Raw genomic sequence first — 20,068 nt, forward strand, 5'->3', positions numbered from 1 at the left:
TTCGATCTGCTCTGCATTCAGCTTGGCCGAAAGCGCTTCGAGGCCAATTCGATCAAGGAGTGTCCGGAGGGCAGGTAGGAACCCTCGTAGGATGATCTGGAGCTGGTTTCGATCCAGCCCGCCGCGGAACGGAACTGTCAGCCTCTCAAGAAGATTCGACCATCGAGGGCTTAACCGGTCGGCAATCTTGCCTGCGGCGGCAAACCCGAGTGCAGACAGAGCTGCACGAAATTCGTCCGTCCCGAGGCCGAGACCCGATACGACGAGCCGGAGTGCTTCGATCCTCCGTGCAGTTGATCCCGTTTCTCCAGGTACCGGCCCTTTACCGTCCGGCAAGTTCAGAGATTGCCTAAGCTGCTCACCCAACTCGGGCGCGATGCGCTTGCGTAGCGTCTCGGGCCCATCGTCGCTGGGTACGCGCCAGATCAACCAAGCGCCGGCGCCCCATAGGCGCGTCCCGATCCGTCCACACAAGGAGTCTGCAGGCAGGAGATCGGGATCACGTGCACTCGCGCGCACCAACATGTGCCAACTTGCTCGCAGCATAGGCGGCGTCGTTATTGGAGAATGCCGATACTTCCGTCCCGATCGGTGGGCGACTTCAATGGCGAGCGCTTCTACATCAGGATGTTCCGTCTCGAACAGGCGCCGGAGGTTTTTGATGACCACGTTTGCCAACTCGAGATCCGGCTTCTGCTCTCGAAGCAGCAGATGGGCGCCGAAGAGACCAAGTATCGGATCATTCCATTTTCCATAAAGGAGGCGCTTCAAATCGGATTTGTCGATCCCTCCTCGCCCCTCCGCAAGCGCGTGCCGTGCCAACTCGGCAACGCCAAGGTCCTGTCCGGCCTCATCGGCTCGAAGTGGTTGGTTGACTGCACGATAGGGCAAGAAGCTGCTGCCTCTTGGCGCGGTCATTTGCGCAGCGTCTTCCAGATCGGGCAATAGGAGCAATCCGCTTTCTTCTTCCGCCCTTTGGAACCTTCTAAGCAGAAACACCCGCGCCTGACGTCCCCAAGGCGCGTGCAGGATCGTTTCGATGGCCTCCGATCGCGCAATCTCGACACGCAGCCTATAGAAGCCCGGATCGAGTGCGATCAGACATCCTTCGGAAGCGGCTTCACCTCTCCTTCGCCCCTGCCGCCTTCGCATTAACTCATTCAGCGGGAAAACTGATGAACCGTCTAGCCGCAATAAGCTCACGCCCTCCGCGAGATCGCTAACTCGGCGACTGTCATCTCGCTCCCGGGGATCGATTACAGCCACATCGCGGATCAAGAGGAGTAGTTCCGAACCCGACCCGAGCGGCACCGGGGGTTTCAGGCTGAGCTCGTAGGCGTGCTGTTGATGGTACTCGTGAGAGGTCCAAGTCGACTCGAGTGGCGCCGGCGACGCGAATGACAAGGACGGCGGCTCGCTCAATACGACCGTGGAACCCGGTCGAAGCTGAACCCTTCTCTCGTCCTTTGCATCGGCCGCTCGATACCTTACCGTATAGCTACCCGCCGGAAGCGTAGCCTCGAGCTGACCGTAAGCGCGGGCAGCAAGGTTGAGATAGCCATCGATTACTTCGATATGCACCGCTGGATTGCCGGCGCGAATCTGTAGTTGCGCGGATCCGCTCATGGCAGCAACTCCTCAGGAGAGCCGACATGAACTCTGAAAGTCCTAGACGTATCGCCGATTTTGAGGCCGTAGTCGCCGGGCTCCAGCAACCAACACCAGGGATCGGGGTCGTCGCCGGCCTGCTTTTGCACAAGAGGAGCCGGAAATTCGGCCAGCCGATAGATCTTCGGGGCAGGCATTCCCGCCTGGCGGCTTATTCTTATCTGGGTTCGCGCTAGAGGCGCCCCTTCCGAGAACCAGATTCTAGTCAGATCAGGATCCCCACGAACGACCGGCTGACGCTTGCCCACCGCCTCCTTCGGGAAGCCTTTGGAAAGTAGATCCTTCTCCACGAGATGTTCGACCGATTCCTTCAATTGGTGGCCGGTGATCTTCCCGGCCTCGAGACAAGTGATGATCGCCCGCGTGAACGCGCCGCGCTTGCTGTTGCTCGGAGGATAGGAAAATTCGTGAGCTTGGCTGTCCCAACTCGTGGCATAGGCCTCGACCAACGTGCCTCCTTGCGTCGTATCGCCGAGTATCGCGTAGTACGGAAACGACAAGGCGTTCTGCGCCTGAGAGCGACAGCAATCCATTATCAGGATGACCTCATCGAAATAGCCTCCGCGACGCATGAACTTCGCGCAGGCAGTGGCCGGGAAGTTGAATAAGGTGCCGGTCGTCCGAGCGTTCGCCATCAACAGCGCCACGCTTTCGGCTTGCTCGGCATTGATCGGAGTACATCCATGGCCGGACATGTAGATGTACAGACGCCTGCCCCTTTCATCCTGGCCGTCCAGCGAACTTATGATGTCTTCGCCCGCCGCGTAGATGTCGTCTCCGGTAGGCTTTGCTTTAGACGGCGTCGTCGGACGTCCCAACGATTTCACGAGCTTGATGCGGGCAGGATCGCAAATATCGCCTCCCTCCGGTCGGACCAACCAATTGAAAAAGCTCTGGGCATCGCTGATCGGACCTTCGAGCGTGTTGAGACTTGGATCCAGATAGTCCTTGACGCCAACGATGATCGCCCAGTCCCCCCTCATTCTATGCTCCGTGCCGAAGAATATGCTTCACGCTTTTCAGCGTCGTTTCCTCGAAATCGAAGCCGCCATGAGATACGGAGGAACAATCCAATCCCGCCCCGATCGTCGAGACCGACCAGATCCAAGCATTCTGGCGAGAGCCGATCGCATCGAGCACCCGTTTGATGCGAGGGAACTTATCATCGAGGAAAGGAGATCGACGAGAATGAAAGCGTTGCATGCCCAAGAGCGGTTCGTCGGCTGCGTCTTCCAGAGCTCCGGAAACCAAGTATAGCAGCGACCGCGGGTATACCTTTCCAAGCAAATGATCCTTCTGTTCGAGCTCGTCCGACATCGCAAAGCATCGGAACTCCGCAATGCGGTCGGGCGCCAATGTCAGCATGTCGTCGAAGAGAGCGAAGGTACAAGCAGGTGCGAGCAGAATGACGTCGAACTTGAGATCTACTGGCAGCTTCCGCTTTGCCGCTGCTATCAGCATTTCGCAGGCGAATATGGATCCCGCGCTGTGTCCGACAAGTACGACGCGAGGGCGCAGCCCATGTCCCCAGAGCAGATCGAGCTCGGATAGAAGCGCCGATCCCCCGTAGCGATCGTCACCCTCGCTGAAGGCGTCCTTTGCATCCTTCTTCATGGAATTCCAGGCGAATCGTCCGAATACGTCCGCCGCGAAGATTGCCTTGGCGACCTCCTCTACGGCCGTAGGGTACAATCCATGGTCTCGGCCCCTATTGAACCGGCGCAACGCGCCCATCAGAGCCTTTACGGCGACACCGAGCACGAACGCCGTGACGATACCCTTCTCCCCGGTGGCGACTTCTTTCCGACCTTCCCGGATCGCCTCCTGAAGTTCCGGCTCGAACTGATTCACGTCAGCCTGTTGCAGGACCGCATGAGCGGACGTCGAGAGCCGTCCGTCACTCTGGATCGCGTTCTTGAACTGTAGGTCTTCCGCTGGCGTCAAGTCCGGAGCCATCTTGGACTCTTCCGGGACGAGGCGATGGTATGGCTCCTCTCCAATCTCGAGCTTGGCCACCTCACTTCGGATCTCGTTCGGGTGCCGAAGCTGAAGTTTGCCCGCCTTGGCGCCCTCCGGCTGTTCGGCCCTTCCCACCAGAAATTGTAGCACCCTCTCCAGAACGCCTTCGAAGAACTCCTTGCTAAAAATGTCCTTCCAATTGTTCTGCAGTGTTTCGAGAAGACCCGTTTGCCAGATGACGAAGATCGGGACGACACCAGTAGCCGCATATTCCGGCGCGAGCTGCGCCGCTGCGCGTTTAGCTTCCGACTGCCCGACAAGTCCTCCATGAAAGTGAACCACAATGGTCGGACTTCCGCCGGTATTGCGAACTGCCTCCATGGCAGTCTGCAAGTCGTCCCGACTGGAGCCCGTCAATTTGCCGTCATTCAGAACTATCTGGCATCCTGGTTCGGACACGTGAGTATTCTCCAATTCGAGTGGACCTAGACTTCAAGGTTTGTTGGTGGATATCGCGTTCGAGACCGCGGGAGTATCTCTCGTAAAGCAATGTTGCGAAGATTAGCGAGACGCGCGCCTTTAATGAGATAATAGGACAGCACCTACCTTAGCGAGCTACGTGCATACTTCAAGTCGGCTCAATATCAACGTGTGCCGTACTGCGACTCCTTCGCTCTCGCAGCGAAGGCCGCGTTCGCCGGGCGCACCTCGGAAGGCATAGTCGACCTAAGTTTCGCGACCGTCCGGAAATATCCTGCCGAAGTTCTAATTTGGGTATGTCTGATCGACCCACGAGCTGGCGCATGCCGACACTAAACAGATGGAGAAATTGACGGCTGCCGCCGAAATGCCAGCCGAATATTGGGAATCCGTCTGAACGATCCCTCGGTTGCGGCCAGGCCGAGCATTCCGATTCAACAACGTCGCCTATCCGAGATACCGCGGCACGTGTTGCGGGTCGCCTGTCGACGATTCGACCGGTTCGTCGAGCTTCAAAAGGCGGATGCCGTCCGCTTCTACGGGCAACACGCCGTATGGAAGGACGTCGGACAGAAACTGTTGGAACAACACGTGCCAGCAACGTACCGGCAGATGTGAAGAGGATGGTTGCTGGCCATCGCTCGAGACTTCCTGATGCGGGCCTCGCGGTGCGCCGCCCGAACCTGATTGACCGGAATGGCACCGAAATTTCATCCGACGCCGCTCTCCGGAGGAGACCGGAAAGCACTGAAGAAGGAACTCGGTAAGGCGCGCGCCATGGCCAACATCCTCGCCGCCCAATCCACGGAGCTGCGATCCAAAGGAAATGCGCTGATCAGGCAGGCGGACAAGCTGCTCTGCGAAAGCTGGAATGAGCGGATGTGGGCCGACGGCGAGCCGTTCGATCCTTCGCCCACCGTCGATCAGGCGATCAACGGCGGTTAGCCCATGATTATCGCAGGCTCGCCCGCGGGAGCGACGGTCAACGCCTCCTGGTCCGCCCGCGTCCGCCGCCGCTTCTTGCCGTGCCCGCGTAGCGGTCGAATACACGCTCGACCTGCTGCTCGATGAAGAGTCTGTCGTCCTGCCATATGAACCCAAGAGCGCGCGCCAGCGGCAGGAATCCTGGCCCTGGCGCGGTGCGGCCGGCGGTCTTGCGATGCACGATCGCGGAAAGGAGCACCTTGTCCCGGGCGAAGCTCTCCTCGGAGACCGCGCCCAGAATTTCGCCGATTTTCGTCCGGTCGGCTGGCACCGTCCTGGACAGGCCGAGTACCTTCATGACCGGATCGTAGAACACGATACTCCTCTTCGCCGCCGCCTCCCTCAGGTAATCCCGCGCCGTCTCGACCTGGCGCTCGAATTCCTCGGTCAATTTGACGAGGTCGCCGGCCAGGACGCAGCGCGTGTTCTTGATCTTGACTTCTTTCAACCGCCCGACACGGACCATCCGGTCGATGGCCGCGCGGCTGACCTCCCGGAAGTCGGCCGCCATCTGCATGGAGACGACCGCGAGGGCGGGATTGCTGCGCAACGCGGCGATGTATTCCCTGATATTGGCGTACTCGATCACTTTGCCATCGTAATTTGTTATGTAACGGTTTTGTAACATAACGAAGATGCGCCCGCCTGTCTACCCCGTGCGGCAGTGTCGACTAGCTATCTGTTCGGCTCAGGTCCGGGGCAGCGCACGTTCGCGATAGCAGCCCCTTCCGCGGCTATTGTGGGCATCAAGAAGGCGGCATATCGATCGCGCGCTCGCGCCACTCGGCCCAGGGTTCGATCTGCCAGTCATGCATGAAGCAACCGATTGGGAGGCCGTCGACGACCACATCGCAGCCCGGCATGCGCCGGAAGCCGGTGCCTTCGAGAAGAGGCGCGAAGTGGTTCGGATGGACGGAAGCCACGACATAGAACCGTAAATTGGGCTCGGTTGCCCAAAGCATGGAATGGCACATCTGCAAGGCGTTCATTGCCGGGTTTGGTCCGCGCCTTTCGCCCTCGGGTATGGTGAAGCGGGACATCAGCGATATGTTTGCGGGGTCCCGAAGTACGTCGCCGAGCACTTGCCAGACCGCATTCACCACCGGATCGACCGCCACGCTGCGGTCGACCAACTGGTCCAGCCGCAGAACCACGGTCACCCCGCACACCTGACCGTCACGGTGGCGCGCCGCCAGCGTGCGCGCCACGCTCTGTCCACGCCAATGTTCGAATAGCACGCGTTCGGCGGGCGGCAGGCCGGCATCACGCAACCGCGCGATGCCGCTCGCGTCAGCCTCCGTGGCCGGGCCGACTGTCACGCTACCCAGTGTGGAATAGTCGAAGTAGCGCTGCATCAGCGGCGAATGGCGACCAAGGAATTGCAATTCGACTACGGTGCGCGAAATGTCACGTCCTTCCCGGAGCCGCCGAATCAGATGCTGATTGATCGCGTGTTGAAGCGCTCGCCAGGCCCGAGGATCTCGCCAACGCGCCTCTTCGTCGATCGCCACCCGCACAAGCTCATGGAGCTGAAGGCCGTGCGGGCTCGTTTTCACATAGTTCTGCGCGGCGAGCCACTCAAACAGCATGGCAGCATTTGCCGCATCCACTACGTCCGCTAACAGCGGGATGGTCGTCGTCAGCGCTTGCGCACAGGCCTCGAGCGCTGCTCGATGCAGCGGGGTCGGAGCTTGGGCAACGCAACGACGAGTCAACTCTCTGACAAGATCTGGTCCCAATCCCTGGGGAACACGATCCGAGCGCCGCGCTTCGGCAGCAAACATGACCAGGGCCAGTGGATGTCCATGGCAGAGATCTAGGATCGCAGCTTGGGAGCCCTCGTCAACGTCGTGAGCCGTCAGCAGACGCGCGGACTCCGCGCGGGACAGTGAATTCAGACTGGTGAGATGCATTGCTGCGCCCCACAAGGGATGCGCGGTCCACCGTGAGTCAGGCGGTTGACGTCCGGCCAGCACCACGGACATTTGCGAGGGTAGGCTTGGAAGCAACGTATCGCGTACCCAGCCGCTGGCCGGCTCGAGGTGTTCAAACGAATCGATCACCAGCACGTTACGGGCGGATGCGAGCCGACTTGAAGCGAGCGCCTCCAGTCCGCATGTTACGCCATCCAGTTCGAACGCGTTCATTACCGCAGCGATGACTGCGTCCGGTCTCGGCAGGACGCCGGCGGCATCAACCATGACAAATCCGATGCCATCTGTCGTCGCTTCAGCGCGTAGGCGTTCCAGCAAAGTCGTTTTGCCGATGCCGCCTGGCCCGTGAATGAAGAAGAGCGGCGTACGCGACGGAGCGGTCGAAATTGCACTGCGAAGGTGGTTGAGTTCGGCATCTCGTCCGACGAAGCGCCTTAGCGCCTCGTTGCGCAGGAGGTCGCCCAGACGGATGGTGCTCGTCTCCGTGGGACTTCGCTGGATACCGCTACCGGTACCGCCTTCTGCTGCCACCAGCATATAGCCGCGACGGGGCACGGTCCGCACGGCCGTCCGACCCAATTTCCCGAGCGCCCGACGGATGTCACCGATGGCCTGAACAAGAGAGTCCTCGGTAACCGCGGCGTCAGCCCAGACTTCCCGTAGGAGTTCGTCCTTGCTGACCAGGCATCCGCTACGGCCCGCGAGAAGCTTCAGCACCAGCCAGGCCCGCGGACGCAACGGGATGGCGGCGCCGCGGGCGTCAATCAACAACTCGCGAGCCAGGTCCACGGTGTAGTCGCCGATTGCGATCGTCAGTGGAGACGGCATGACCAAATCTCTGCGTGGGGTGGTTTCGGAAAATTTCGTCCGCTTTTCGGGACTTCGCGCCAATCATACCGCATTATGCGCCGGTGGTTCAAAGCGAGGAGAGGCGTGCGTCCATGAAACGTTCTCTGGCTCTTGCGACCCTGCTGGCCGCAGCACTCCACTCGCAGGCATTTTCCCAGAAAAGCTATGGGCCGGGGGTAACGGATACCGAGATCAGGATTGGACAGACGGTACCCTATAAAGGCCCGCTCTCGGCGCTGGCCATCTTTGGCCGCGTCGAGGCGGCCTACCTCAGGAAAATCAATGAGGCCGGCGGTATCAATGGTCGCAAGGTCACATTGATTTCGCTCGACGACGCCTTCTCGCCGCCCAAGACGGTCGAACAAACGCGAAAACTGGTGGAGGACGATGGGGTCCTTGCGATCGTCGGGTCGATCGGCACTCCGACAAACCTCGCAATCGCCAAATATCTCAACGCCAACAAGGTCCCACAAATCCTGATCCTGGCCAGCTCGCCGAAACTTCACGATCCGGAAAGCCTGCCATGGACCACCACATTTTTTATGTCGCAGCTCGTCGAGACGAGCTTTTATGCCGACTATCTCCTGAGCTCGAAGCCCGACGCAAAGGTTGCCGTGCTCTATCAGAACGACGATCTCGGCAAAGGCAATCTCAGCGCGTTTCGGACGGCTCTCGGAGCCAAGGCTCCAGCCATGATCGTGGGGGAAGCAGCCTATGACGTGGTAGACCCGACGGTCGACTCGCAGATTGTGGGACTAAAGGCGTCCGGCGCAGACACGCTGTTCCATGCATCGTCGCCAAAATTTGCGGCGCAATCGATCCGCAAGGCCCACGAGCTCGGCTGGAAGGTCGAGCATATCCTGCTTTCGGGTGTCAGCGACATTCCGACTGTGCTTCGGCCCGCGGGACTCGAGGCCTCGCGCGGGGCCGTGACGGCGCGCTGGGTCAAGGCGCTTGACGATCCGACTTGGGCCGATGATCCCGCCGTGAAAGACTACCTCGCCTTCATGAAGCAATGGATGCCACGGGAGACGACCGACGACCCGGGGACGGTCTTGGCCTATTCAACGGCACAAATGATCGAGGAAGTGCTGAGGCGGTGCGGTGACGACCTCTCGCGTGGAAATCTGCTGAAGCAGGCGACAAACGTTCGCGACCTTCGGCTTCCAATGTTCCTGCCCGGCGTGAAGGTGAACATCTCGCCCAACGATCGCATCCCTTGGCGCCAAGCGCGGATGGCCCGGTTCGACGGCACCCAATGGGTGTACTTCGGCGACCTCGTTGGCGTCCCGACGTCTAACGATTAGGTGGGCGATGAAGCGTAAACTTGAAGTCGCCATCGCTGGTGGGGGTATTGGCGGCCTCACGGCAGCTCTCGCCTTGCGAGCACGCGGCTTGGACGCGTTCGTCTTCGAACAGGCCCCTGCGTTTCGGGAGATTGGAGCGGGAATTAGCCTGGGTGCCAATGCGGTACTTTTGCTCAAAAGGGTCGGACTTGAAAATCGCCTTAAGAGCAACGGCTCGGCCAACACGGGTCTCACGCTGCTCACATGGCAGGGAGTTCCCGTCGCCACTTCACCACGGCCGGCAAATCCGCTGCCGCCTGGGGAAGTCAACAGCTACACCGTTCACAGGGCCGAATTTGTAACACTGCTTATGGAGGCCCTGCCGAAAGAAGCGCTCCACTTCGGTCATCGATGTGTCAAGGCAGAAGAGAGGAGCGACAGGGTACGGCTGACCTTCGCGAACGGGTCCGTAGCAGAAGCGGACGTATTCGTCGGAGCTGATGGCATCCACTCGGTCAGCCAACGCGAGATCGGTCTCAGGACGCGCCCGACGAGCGAAGGCTGCATGGCCTACCGAGGATTGATCCCCGCAGAAAGGCTGCCTTGGGCGAAAGATCTCAACTCGCTGAAGATGTGGGTCGGCTCAGGTCGAAGTTTCATCTGCTATCCGGTCTCGCGGGGGCGACTCGTCAACATAGTCGCGTTTGTGCCGACGGATCTGGATTGCGCGGAGTCCTGGTCGGCCCCCGGGGATATTGAAAAGCTGGCCGCCGAGTATGCGGGCTGGGACACTCCCGTGCTGCAGATGATCGGTGCTCTCGATGAAACATTGCGCTGGGGCATCTATGATCGCGCACCGTTGCCTTACTGGTCAACGGCTCGAATGACGCTGCTTGGCGATGCCGCCCATCCGATGGTACCGCACTTTGGGCAAGGCGCCGGACAGGCGATCGAGGATGGCTTTGCGCTCGCCGCCTTGCTGGAAGATGCGGACATTGAACAAGTCCCCGCGCGGCTGAAGGCATATCAGCAACTACGACGGGACCGCACGAGCCGGGTGCAAGCCGTCTCGCGCGAGGCGGGCCGATTCTATCGCTCCGAGCATCGAAGTTCGGCTGAGAGAGAGAAGCATCTGGCAACCTGGACGTCAGCCGGAAGATGGATATTCGACTACGACGTCGAAAAAGCCGCGACAGAGTTGCTCTCTGAACTGGGAGCGCCAGCACCGTCTGGAACGCAAAGAGTAAGCCGCCGGTGAGGAAAATGTAAGCCGATTGTCAAGCGTGCCCTCGCGCGCCTACGCACTCTCATTTGCAGAAAAACACAAGGAGAGATACCGCGATGATCACGACCCGTGTCGCAACAGGGTTGGGACAGCCCCCCGCTTCATCGCAACGTGTCGCCGGCCTTTTCAAGAGAAGCCGGGATGCATTTCAGAAATGGCGCAAACGCCAAGGGTTGCAAACCTTGTGCGATCTAAGTGATAGGGAGCTAATGGATATTGGCACGACATGCGACAAGATCGAGTACGTCGCTTCGACAAGATGGCGCATGAGCAACGCTCCCATCATTCTGATGCTCTGCAGCGCGTGCGTCCTCGTCTTCGCGAGTGAAGCTGGAGCTCAGTGTGCGGCGCGAGATGTCTTGAACAATCGCCTGGGACTCAAGGAGGCTCCCTCAATTCGCGTGCCGCAGACCCTTGTCAGATCCGCCGTCGACGTTCCCACGTGGAAGAAGATTACGGTCGGGACGTTTTCGGATTCGTTCGCTCTTCGCGATGCGTTGAACGCGGCTGGTTGCGGCGTCGGAGGGACGGCTGAGGAGGTTCTCGCTCGACCCGCTTTTAGTCTCAGTGCCACCAGAACAGATGTGGAGCTTCTTGCCGTATCGGCGGCGGAACTCGGCTTTCAGGCCGAGACTGTGTCGCTGGGGCAAATCTATGCACGCGCTCAACAGCTAGGCTTTGCACTTGCGGCAGCAGAGATCGGCCCTCAGCTCAGGCTTCAATATTTCGATCAGCCGATCGGTGAGTTTCTCATCATTGCAATGGAGCCAATCAAGACCTGGAAGGGCGAACCCGTGATCTTGACTGTTGCCAACGGCGGAGCGGGACTCATCCTCATCGCCCAAGACGGCCGCATCGACGCAGAAATCTTTGTGGGGTCCCGCCTTCTGTTCGTGCGGTCCAACAAGGTCGAGCCTAGGGAGGCAGCAGTCGTGCATTATTGACCTTCACTAGCCAGCGCGTCCTTCGGCACCGTTAGAACCAGGCCGTGTACTCGGGAGCTTGGGTCAGGCACGCCTGATGTCCGCTTTTCCCGCCAATAGCAGCGCAATGGCGGACGCGGTCGGGAGTCGCTGAAGGGCCAAAATGCGACCTGCGCTCTACGAAGGCTCCTAGGCCCGACCGGACGTTCACCAACGCGGGGGCGACCGGCGAACGTCGGCCAGTAGGATTCCGACAGACTCCGAATTGCCCTTAATAGACTCGTTTTGGCCTTAGGGCACACATGATGTGCCCTAAAGCGAACTACGAGTCCGTTGGGACAAGAACGTCAATATTTTCAAGTTGGTCTATCAAACGGATTTCGAGTCAAATCCTCATCAACTTCGAGTCCCGGGCGCTCGACGTGGTCGAATTCCGAGTCCCGTCGGCGCGACCGGTTTTTGCGTAAACCGGACATCCGGTCGGAACCACAAGCTGAGAAGGGCCAACAGCAGAAGTTCGCAAGATTGATACCTCAGCCTCGACTACCTGCTCGCCATTCACTCCCCGGGAAGTCCTGCCTTGCGTAGACCCTCGGCGATACGAACTCGCTGCGCGAGACAGATCGGATTGTCCGTTGGCGAACTAGCGTGGAATTGGGCGATGAGCCCCGCTTGCACATATGCCCCTGCTTCCTCGATCTGACCGAGATGAGCCAACGCGGCGGCGAGATAGAAATGGACGAACGGGGCAATGTTCCGGTTGATCTCGATGGAGCGCTTGAACCAGTGAACAGCCGCCCCGTCGGCTCCAAGATATGACTGCGCTACGCCCGCCGTATTCATCCAGGAAGAGGCCTTGTTGTCGCGAGGAGAGAGCCGGAATGCTTCCATGATGTGGGCTTCAGTCTCCTCGGCTCGACCGAGATTGCATTTACCGAGCCCAATCCACGCATGGGATGTGGCCAGATTTCGATCCAGCGCCAACGCCCGCTCACATTCGGCAATGCCCTGGGCGGCGCGTTTTGTGAAAATCTGGACAACGCCCATCAGGCAATGCGCCCTCGCGTGATTGGGCGTGTGGGCAAGTATCCTGGCCAAGGACGTTTCGACCGCCCGCAGAGGCGCCGTCCGGTCGATCAGCATGGAGGTAGCCCGCATGGCATCGACGTCGGCCATTCCCACCATGGCTTCGACGTTCGCGGCGTCCAGGCGGAGCGCTTGTTCGAAGAACGGGCGCGCCTGCGACAGGCTTACGGGATCCGTTCCACGGTTCCGATATGCCATGCCCTGGAAATACAGATCCATCGAATCCGGATGTGGCGCCCGCGCTGCGCGCCGAGCCTCCACCATGACCAGCTCGGTTCCCAGTTGATTGGCAAGACGGGCACCGATCTCGTCCTGCATGTCGAAGAGGTCGGCGACCTGTTTGTCGAAACGTTCGCCCCACAAATGATTGCCGGTCTCGGCATCGATGAGCTGGACGTTGATGCGCATCCGGCCTCCAGCCCGCTGTACCGAACCCTCGAGCACGTAGCGAACGCCGAGCTCGCGGCCGATCTGCGTCAGATCGATATGCTTTCCCTTGTAGGTGAAGGCGGTGTTGCGGCCGATCACGAAGATGCCGGCCATCCGCGACAGATCCGTGGTCAGGCTCTCGGTCACGCCGTCGACGAAATAGTCCTGCTTAGGATCAGGGCTCAGATTGGCGAACGGCAGAACGATGAGCGACGGCTTGCCAGGGACCGGGCTCGGTAGGTTGCCGGCGATAGCCGCTGCCGCCGGGCCGGGCGCTTCGCGCACAGCGGCAACGAAGCGGACACCCTTGCGCGGGAAGGTCTTGATGAGGCGCTGCTCGTCCCCTGAATCGCCAACCGCCCTCCGCGCCGCATTCAGGCGCGTAGTCAGGGCCACGTCGGAAACGACGCGACCTTGCCAGATGGCGCTGACGAGGTCGTCCTTGCTGACGACGCGTTCTCGGTTGCCGATCAGATAGTCGAGCAAGTCGAACACCTGCGGAGCGATCGCGATCACATCCGTGCCGCGACGCAACTCGCGCCGGTCGGTGTCGAGAGAAAAGTTTTCAAACAAATAGCGCAAACCACTTCCCCGCGACCGCGCGTCCATCGTCGAAATATCATGCTGCTCGCGCGCAAAGATAAGCTGCCGGTAAGGAAAAAGTAAGCCGGCGACCAAGCATAGCGATCCCAGAAATGGTACATCCAAAGTAGCAGCTTCGCGGACACATTAACTCGGGCCAGGGAGACAGGTGATGATCACGCGTCGTGATATGTTGACCGCGTCGGCTGGTATCGCGCTCTCCGCCGCATATCGTGCGCCGCGGGCGCTCGCGCAGCCGCTCGCGAGAACCGTGCATATCCTGACGGGCTTCACGCCCGGGCTACAGGACGCCCTGGCGCGGCTCGTGGCCGGTCAGATGAGCGGCTATGCGCAAACCATCGTGGTCGAGAGCCGGCCGGGCGCAGGCGGTCGCATCGCGGTGGAGGCGGTGAAGAGCGCCGACGCCGACGGAGCGGTCATGCTGTTCGCGCCGCTCGGCTTCATGATGTTTTTTCCGCACGTCTATAAGACGCTGAGATACCAGCCGCGGGATTTCACGCCGGTGTCGACCGTCGCCTCGACCCCGACATTGCTGACGGTCGGCCCGAAGGTGCCGGCCGACGTCAAGACGCTGGCAGATTTCGTTGCTTGGTGCCGCGCCAATCCGAAGCTCGCCACCTTTGGCACGCCGGGCGCTGGAACCACGCTGCATTTTCTCGGTACGATGCTGGGCCGCAGCGCGGGCTTCGATTTTCTTCACGTGCCCTATCAGGGCAATGGCGCGATTCAGGATCTGGTCAAGGGCGTGATTGCAGCGGCCGTCATGCCGATCGGCAGCTCGCTCGGACTCGTCCAATCTGGAGATCTTCGTGCGCTGGCCACCACCGGGCCCCGCCGCTGCCCGTTCGTTCCGGCGGTACCGACGGTGCGGGAAGCCGGATATCCGTCGCTCGAGGACCTCACATGGTTTGCGTTCTTCGTTCCGGTGAAGACGCCGGCGTCGATCGTCGACAAGCTCAATGCCGCGATCCAGGCGGCTTTGCGCACCGACGAGGTCAGGGCCGGCATGGCAAAGCTGGCCGTCGAGCCCGACGCGATCGCCATGGGAGACTTCGCCCGGCTGATCGCATCCGAATCCGACCGGTGGAAGGCGATCGTGCAGGCAACGGGGTTCGCCCCGACGGATTGAACCCGGCATTGACAGGAGGCAACGCATGAGCCGGCCAGCATCCGTGCATGATCTCGTGCAGTCGCATCGCATCACCGCGGTGATCTATGCGGCGGCGAAGCTCAATCTCGCCGAGGCCATCGGCGGTGAGGCGAAATCGGTGGCCGAGCTCGCGCGGCTGGTGTCCGCCGACGAAAGTGCGCTGCGCAGGCTGCTCGTTGGCCTGAGCACGCTTGGCCTCTGCAGGCAGGCCGACCGGGACCGGTTTGCCATCACCGATCTCGGCCGGCAGCTCAACGAGACCGCCGATCCGTCCTTCAAGGACTGGGTCCTTTTCGAGGGCGAGATGCTCGCGCAATCCTGGAGCGGACTGATCGACTCGGTTCGCACCGGTAAGACCGCGGCCGAGTTGCGCGGCGATGGAGACGATCGCTATGCCGAGACAAGCAACGCGCCGGAATGGACCCGTCGATTCAACGCTGCGATGGTCAACCTCACGCGGAGCATCGTGCCAAAAATCGTTGCGGCCCACGACTTTTCCGACGCGCGCGTCGTCATGGATATCGGTGGCGGCACGGGCGAATTGATCGGCGGCGTGCTTAAGCGCAATCCGCATCTTCAGGGCATCACCCTCGACCTTGCGCGCTGCGAAGCCGAGGCGCGCACGCATTTCGATCGGCTTGGCATCGCCGATCGCTGCCGGTTCGTCGCCGGCAGTTTCTTCGACAAAATCCAGAGTGGCGCGGACACCATCCTAATGAAGAGTATCCTCCACAATTGGAAGGACGATCGCTGCCTGATCATCCTGAAGAATTGCCGGGACGCACTGCCTTCCGGCGGAACGCTGATCGTCATCGAACGGATCATGCCGGAGCTTGCCACAACGGAGCCCGAGGACCGCTCCTGCGTCATGAGCGACCTTAACATGCTGCGGGGACCCGGCGGCTGCGAGCGGACGGAAGCCGGGTATCGCAGGCTGGCCGTCTTGGCCAGCTTCGCTTTCGTCGGGACAACTGGTATCGGCTCGTTCAGCTTAGTCCAATTCAGAAAAGTTGGTAATTGAGGAGGCTTTGTCTGTCGTGGCGCATGAGGACAGTGATTGTGCCCACCGTCGCGCCTCAATGGCAAAGCTAGATTTTCGTAGAGGATAACGGGAACGATTTCCGCCCTGCCGGACGTCCGCTTCGGGCCGTCTGCCATGAGTACCGGTGATGCGCAACTGTACGAGAGATGAAGGAGGGCCCTTCGGGTTCGGCAATCAGGCGCCGATCTCAAGCCACCGCAAGCTGCTGCGGTCAAAAGCCGTGGTGGTGAGCGTTGCGGAGACGCCGGGACAAGATTCCGGCAGGCACGGTCGAGAGAGGCGCGCAAGCGAACCGCTGCAGAAGTGTCGAAAGCGGATTAGGCGATGTCAAAACCGGGGGGTGACCCTTCCTCCGGGATCAGCTCGGGGGATACCTGAGACTGCCCGAGCGGCATCCGGCATGTAGGCGGCGCGAGCTCGACCAGGCTTTCGTACGGAACGTGAGAACCTGATCGGCGATGCCAAGGGAAAAGGCGCAAGCGGCTCCAACCGCGAGGCCGAAAGTACCGATGCGCCAGGCAGGGGCGGACTGCCTCGTAGCAGCGATGAAGCGGGTGTAATGCCTGCGGAGCGAAGGGAGCGGGACCATCGCCATTTGGCTCGGGTCAACCGGCAGCGGGAAAAACCCGATGTTCAATGGAAGGCGGCAGCCTTCGTGCGGTGGCACGAGCCGGATGACGCGAGACTGTCAAGTCCGGTTCTGTGAGGGGCTCGGGGGAAAATCCCCGGGCCTACTCGGCAATCGCGTCATTTTGTGCTTAGCAGCAGGACGGCAGCTTCACCCCAATAACCGGACGTGTTTGAAACCGGCCGACTCGTCTGCGTCGGGCCACAAGCGACCGTCCGACGACACAGATGATCAGACGTCGTGTGCTTTTCGTTGTGCGCCATTCGGCCGTGCTGCCAACCGGATTTGCTGCGACGCAGAAAGGTGCAATTTGCTTTGGCGCACCAGCTTATGCGTCTCTCTCGGCCCACACGCGCGCCCATTCGTGAAGCAGTTTCAGAGTGGCTGACAGCGAGTGTTCGGGCTTTGTCAATCAGCCGCGCGTTTGCTCGTAAGCCTTCAGATGCGTGTAGGCCGTGCGGAGCCGCGGCACCGGAACCTTTGCAGTGTCAGCGCGCGCAATCAGGTCGCCAATCACATGATCGGCTTCGATGGGTTGGCCCGCCTTGATATCGCGGAACATCGATGCGGTGAGTGGCGACCCTTCCGCGGTCAACATCCCTGTCGCGCGTTCCAGCGCTGGCGCGCGGGGCGGATAGCCTTCCGCGGTCGCGACTGCCCTGCATTCGTCGAGAATGCGAAGCAGAAAGTCCTTGCCGCCGGGCGCCGCCAGGATCATGCCGATCGGGGCGCGCATCAGGCTGGTCGAGGCCGCATTCGACGCGAGGAAAACCCATTTCTCCCACATGTCCTGCAGGACGGTCTCGCTCGCCGCGCCGTCGAAATTGCAGCTTTTCACGACGTCCGCTATGGCGCGAATCCGATCTGACATGTTGCCGTCGCGCTCGCCGAAACCAAGCGACTGCACCGGGCCCAGCTGCACCACTTCGCGCTTCTCGTTCAGTGTCACCGCACTCAGGCAGAGCCCTCCGAGCACGTGGCTCGCGCCAAAGTTTTTGTCGAGAACGTCCAGATGACGCATACCGTTGAGCAGCGGAATGATCGCGGTCCTCTCGCCTATCGCCGGCGCGAACGACTTGACCGCATCGTCGAGGTCGTAAGCCTTGCAGCTCAAAAGCACCGCGTCAAACTTGTCCTTGATGGTGTCGGCCTGGACGACAGGCGGATCCTTCAGCGTTACGTCGCCGTTCGGGCTCTTGATCACGAGGCCTGCGGCGGCAAGCTCCGCGGCACGGCGCGGCCGCACGAGAAAAGTGACGTCGCGGCCGGCTTGCAGCATCCTGCCGCCGAAATATCCACCAATGGCCCCGGCGCCAACGATGAGAATACGCATCTCTCAGTTCCTCCTGTTGTTGGATAGGTAACGTTTGGCTTTTTGAGACGATTGCTGCAACGCGTCAGCTAGGTCCGCGATCAGCTGACACCCCGTTACGACCAATTAGCACAACACCGGCCGCCGCGACTTGAATGGTCGCCGCAATGGCAAACGACGCAGTGTAGCTAGACGCGAAATCACGCACAGCGCCTAAGATTGCCGGCGCCAAGGCGAAGACCGCCTGGTTGATGGCAACGACGAGTGCGACGACGGTGCCGACGTCGGCCGCTCGAAACTCCTGTTGGGCGATCAGTGTAGGCATCGATACCACATTGCCAACGCCAAGGCCGAAGAGCACACAACCCAGCAGAAGCATTGGCGCCGCATCGGCTACGCAAAGTATGCTGACGCCGATGGTCTGCACGAGAAAATTGGCGCAGGCCGCATATCGTCGGTCGTTGTTCCCGATCAGTCTCGCCAGCAGCATGCGTCCCGCGACGGCCGATAGCGTCGTAACGCTAACTGCAATGGCCGCTCCGCTGGCTTCCAAGATGGTCGACAAGCGCGGCAGCAGGTGGGACAGCACGCCGACTTGGGCGAATAGAGCCAACGCGAACGCCGCTGTGAGCGTCACGAATGCGCGTGAGTTCATAAGGACGCGACGTGATGATCGAACGGAGTTCCCCGCACCCGAGGTCGCGGCCGCACCACCCGGCATGCCGTCTGCGGCCAAGCTCGGCTGCTCTGGACCGTGACGCAGCCATTGATGGGCGAGCGGCGCAACGAGCAATACCATCGAGCTGCCAACGATGAGCGCGGTTTGCGGGAAGCCAAGTTGCGAGATCATGGCGACAAGCAGTGGTGCGAATATCACGCCGCCGAAACTAGAGCCATTGAAGGCGTGACCGATCGCCTTCGGCCTTTCCTTGTCGAACCACGGAACAATCATCGCGTTGATCGCCGCGCCACTGGTCAGCGCCCAACCGCTGCCGGAGAATATCGCAGCCGCGAACAGATGCGAAGGTGATGCAGAGATCGACCAGCTCACGATTCCGAATGCCGTCAGCGCGGCGCCCAGTATCGTCGACTTTGCCAGACCCAGCTTGCGGTGCACTTCCGGTAGGTAGACCACGACTGCGGCGCCGATCAGAAAGTGCGCAGTGATTGCTGCCGAGATCGTCGCGATAGGCCAGCCTTTCGTTGCATGAAGCGTCTGAAGAAAAACGCCCATCCCGTGGAAACCGATGCCCCAGGCGAAAAAAGCAACGATAAAGGCGACCCAGACGACGGACCAACCCGGATAGCGCTGCTGTGCGGTCATGCCGGCACTATAATGGGCTTGCGCGACAGCGCTGGCGGAAACGGCGCGTCCAAAAGACGGTGCCGGGCAAAACTATGCCTCAGGGCCACATTGGCATGTGGACCATTCAATGCATTACAAACTGGATTGTCGAGCACGTGGCGCATGCGTCCTCCTGCGTAGCTGGACACGTGCATATCATAGAGGATATTCTCGATGCTCGCCGGATTCGGACTCTGTCATCGGTCGAACATGAGTGCCGCTATGCTCGACATCAATCAGTGCGAACAAGCACGCGTCAGACGGGACCGCCGCTTCGATGGTATGTTTTTTTCTGGCGTGCGGACGACACGCATCTATTGCCGCCCAGTTTGTCCGGTGAAACCCGCTAAGGCAGCCAACGTGACGTTCTATCCGTCGGCAGCGGCCGCCGAGCTTGCGGGTTTCCGACCGTGCCTGAGGTGTAGGCCAGAGGCCGCGCCATTCTCGCCGGCATGGATAGGGACACGGACAACCGTCGAGCGCGCACTCCGGCTCATCGCGGACGGCGCCCTTGATGACGGCAATGTCGAGGCATTGGCCGACCGCCTCGGGATCGGTTCAAGGCATCTGTCCAGGTTGTTCCAGAGACACCTGGGCGCCAGCCCGGTGCAAGTCGCTCAAACCACCCGCGTCCAGCGGGCCAAGCGGCTTCTCGACGAGACCGACCTTACGATGTCGGAGATTGCCGTGCACGCTGGTTTCGGCAGCTTGCGTCGATTCAACACCGTGTTTGCGGAAGTATATCGACGTCCGCCAACCGAGATCAGGCGCGCTCGCAACCAAGTAGTTCGTAATGTCGGCTCGCGGTGAATACCGCAGATCGCGCACTTGATCTTAATTCGAAACAGCTACAGAAAATTCCCTTAGCCAGGTAGATCAGATTCCTTCGATTTGCGATGCGCAACGTGCTTGTGAGAGCTCCGCGCGCTTTGCCACGCAGGTGTTGCCCACCGGCACTGAGTCTGCTTCGGGTCAATAGGCGGCTTCGCCGACTGATACAAATCCGGTCAGCTCTCTCCCTTAAAGCCGACACGGGCGGCAACGGTGGACACTTCGGCTAAGGGCCGATTTTGTTGCAAAAGTCGGCTGCAACGGATTTGGCCGT

13 protein-coding genes and 2 pseudogenes are annotated in these 20,068 nt (G+C 60.6%); 8 read left to right on the plus strand and 7 right to left on the minus strand.

Translation table 11 applies throughout. The annotated features are described in order from the left end of the window. Positions 1-1,622: 1,622 nt before the first annotated feature. Both V1294_RS33985 and V1294_RS33990 read right to left on the minus strand, forming a co-directional pair. On the minus strand, positions 1,623-2,651 hold the full coding sequence (locus V1294_RS33985; protein ID WP_334503433.1) for a caspase family protein: 1,029 nt from the start codon (positions 2,649-2,651) through the stop codon (positions 1,623-1,625). 1 nt (position 2,652) lies between these two features. Continuing rightward, the gene (locus tag V1294_RS33990) at positions 2,653-4,008 is read right to left on the minus strand and encodes a hypothetical protein (RefSeq protein ID WP_334503434.1); all 1,356 of its coding nucleotides are present in this window, start codon (positions 4,006-4,008) and stop codon (positions 2,653-2,655) included. Positions 4,009-4,403: 395 nt separating this feature from the next. Here V1294_RS33990 and V1294_RS38175 point away from each other — a divergent pair. Further along, positions 4,404-4,762, plus strand: a pseudogene (locus V1294_RS38175) (hypothetical protein). Between the two features lie 41 nt (positions 4,763-4,803). Beyond that, positions 4,804-5,049 (plus strand): annotated as a pseudogene (locus V1294_RS33995) (hypothetical protein); the annotation flags it as partial. A gap of 40 nt (positions 5,050-5,089) precedes the next feature. Here the strand turns inward: V1294_RS33995 and V1294_RS34000 are convergent. Together V1294_RS34000 and V1294_RS34005 are read right to left on the minus strand one after the other, a co-directional pair. Then, positions 5,090-5,680 (minus strand): hypothetical protein, encoded by a 591-nt coding sequence (locus V1294_RS34000; RefSeq protein ID WP_334503435.1) that lies wholly within the window; start codon positions 5,678-5,680, stop codon positions 5,090-5,092. A gap of 157 nt (positions 5,681-5,837) precedes the next feature. Next, the gene (locus tag V1294_RS34005; RefSeq protein WP_334503437.1) at positions 5,838-7,853 is read right to left on the minus strand and encodes an AAA family ATPase; all 2,016 of its coding nucleotides are present in this window, start codon (positions 7,851-7,853) and stop codon (positions 5,838-5,840) included. Positions 7,854-7,966: 113 nt separating this feature from the next. Here V1294_RS34005 and V1294_RS34010 point away from each other — a divergent pair, with 113 nt between their 5' ends. The 3 genes from V1294_RS34010 to V1294_RS34020 all read left to right on the plus strand — a co-directional run bounded on the left by V1294_RS34010 (position 7,967) and on the right by V1294_RS34020 (position 11,389). Further along, the gene (locus V1294_RS34010; protein WP_334503439.1) at positions 7,967-9,181 is read left to right on the plus strand and encodes an ABC transporter substrate-binding protein; all 1,215 of its coding nucleotides are present in this window, start codon (positions 7,967-7,969) and stop codon (positions 9,179-9,181) included. A 7-nt stretch (positions 9,182-9,188) separates the two neighbouring features. Then, on the plus strand, positions 9,189-10,418 hold the full coding sequence (locus V1294_RS34015) for an FAD-dependent monooxygenase (protein ID WP_334503441.1): 1,230 nt from the start codon (positions 9,189-9,191) through the stop codon (positions 10,416-10,418). Positions 10,419-10,501: 83 nt separating this feature from the next. After that, positions 10,502-11,389 carry a DUF1127 domain-containing protein gene (locus V1294_RS34020; RefSeq protein WP_442895404.1) on the plus strand — a complete coding sequence of 296 codons (888 nt, stop codon included), beginning with the start codon at positions 10,502-10,504 and terminating at the stop codon, positions 11,387-11,389. A 537-nt stretch (positions 11,390-11,926) separates the two neighbouring features. Here V1294_RS34020 and V1294_RS34025 read toward each other — a convergent pair. Then, a complete protein-coding gene (locus V1294_RS34025) occupies positions 11,927-13,561 on the minus strand; it encodes a winged helix-turn-helix domain-containing tetratricopeptide repeat protein (RefSeq protein ID WP_334503442.1) in 1,635 nt (544 codons plus the stop codon). A 76-nt stretch (positions 13,562-13,637) separates the two neighbouring features. On the opposite strand from V1294_RS34025, the gene V1294_RS34030 reads away from it, so the two are divergent. Beyond that, the gene (locus V1294_RS34030; RefSeq protein ID WP_334503443.1) at positions 13,638-14,615 is read left to right on the plus strand and encodes a Bug family tripartite tricarboxylate transporter substrate binding protein; all 978 of its coding nucleotides are present in this window, start codon (positions 13,638-13,640) and stop codon (positions 14,613-14,615) included. 25 nt (positions 14,616-14,640) lie between these two features. Then, entirely contained in the window at positions 14,641-15,657 is a 1,017-nt protein-coding gene (locus V1294_RS34035) for a methyltransferase (RefSeq protein WP_334503444.1), read from the plus strand. Positions 15,658-16,718: 1,061 nt separating this feature from the next. On the opposite strand, the gene panE is transcribed toward V1294_RS34035, so the two are convergent. Together panE and V1294_RS34045 are read right to left on the minus strand one after the other, a co-directional pair. Next, positions 16,719-17,639, minus strand: a complete 921-nt coding sequence (panE, locus tag V1294_RS34040) for a 2-dehydropantoate 2-reductase (RefSeq protein WP_334503445.1) — start codon at positions 17,637-17,639, stop codon at positions 16,719-16,721. Positions 17,640-17,703: 64 nt separating this feature from the next. Next, positions 17,704-18,942 (minus strand): MFS transporter, encoded by a 1,239-nt coding sequence (locus tag V1294_RS34045; RefSeq protein ID WP_334503446.1) that lies wholly within the window; start codon positions 18,940-18,942, stop codon positions 17,704-17,706. A gap of 243 nt (positions 18,943-19,185) precedes the next feature. Between V1294_RS34045 and V1294_RS34050 the strand changes: the two genes are divergently transcribed. Beyond that, a complete protein-coding gene (locus V1294_RS34050; protein WP_334503447.1) occupies positions 19,186-19,773 on the plus strand; it encodes a bifunctional transcriptional activator/DNA repair enzyme AdaA in 588 nt (195 codons plus the stop codon). Positions 19,774-20,068 lie beyond the last annotated feature (295 nt).

The sequence above is a fragment of the Bradyrhizobium sp. AZCC 1678 genome, assembly GCF_036924765.1.
Lineage (GTDB): Bacteria > Pseudomonadota > Alphaproteobacteria > Rhizobiales > Xanthobacteraceae > Bradyrhizobium > Bradyrhizobium algeriense.

What these genes read in the sequence shown, in the direction of transcription:
- V1294_RS33985 (WP_334503433.1), bottom strand. Translation starts at nt 2,651, where the DNA reads ATGAGGGGGGACTGGGCGATCATCGTTGGCGTCAAGGACTATCTGGAT.
- V1294_RS33990 (WP_334503434.1), bottom strand. Translation starts at nt 4,008, where the DNA reads ATGGAGGCAGTTCGCAATACCGGCGGAAGTCCGACCATTGTGGTTCAC.
- V1294_RS34005 (WP_334503437.1), bottom strand. Translation starts at nt 7,853, where the DNA reads ATGCCGTCTCCACTGACGATCGCAATCGGCGACTACACCGTGGACCTG.
- V1294_RS34010 (WP_334503439.1), top strand. Translation starts at nt 7,967, where the DNA reads ATGAAACGTTCTCTGGCTCTTGCGACCCTGCTGGCCGCAGCACTCCAC.
- V1294_RS34015 (WP_334503441.1), top strand. Translation starts at nt 9,189, where the DNA reads ATGAAGCGTAAACTTGAAGTCGCCATCGCTGGTGGGGGTATTGGCGGC.
- V1294_RS34020 (WP_442895404.1), top strand. Translation starts at nt 10,502, where the DNA reads ATGATCACGACCCGTGTCGCAACAGGGTTGGGACAGCCCCCCGCTTCA.
- V1294_RS34030 (WP_334503443.1), top strand. Translation starts at nt 13,638, where the DNA reads ATGATCACGCGTCGTGATATGTTGACCGCGTCGGCTGGTATCGCGCTC.
- V1294_RS34035 (WP_334503444.1), top strand. Translation starts at nt 14,641, where the DNA reads ATGAGCCGGCCAGCATCCGTGCATGATCTCGTGCAGTCGCATCGCATC.
- panE (WP_334503445.1), bottom strand. Translation starts at nt 17,639, where the DNA reads ATGCGTATTCTCATCGTTGGCGCCGGGGCCATTGGTGGATATTTCGGC.
- V1294_RS34045 (WP_334503446.1), bottom strand. Translation starts at nt 18,942, where the DNA reads ATGACCGCACAGCAGCGCTATCCGGGTTGGTCCGTCGTCTGGGTCGCC.
- V1294_RS34050 (WP_334503447.1), top strand. Translation starts at nt 19,186, where the DNA reads ATGCTCGACATCAATCAGTGCGAACAAGCACGCGTCAGACGGGACCGC.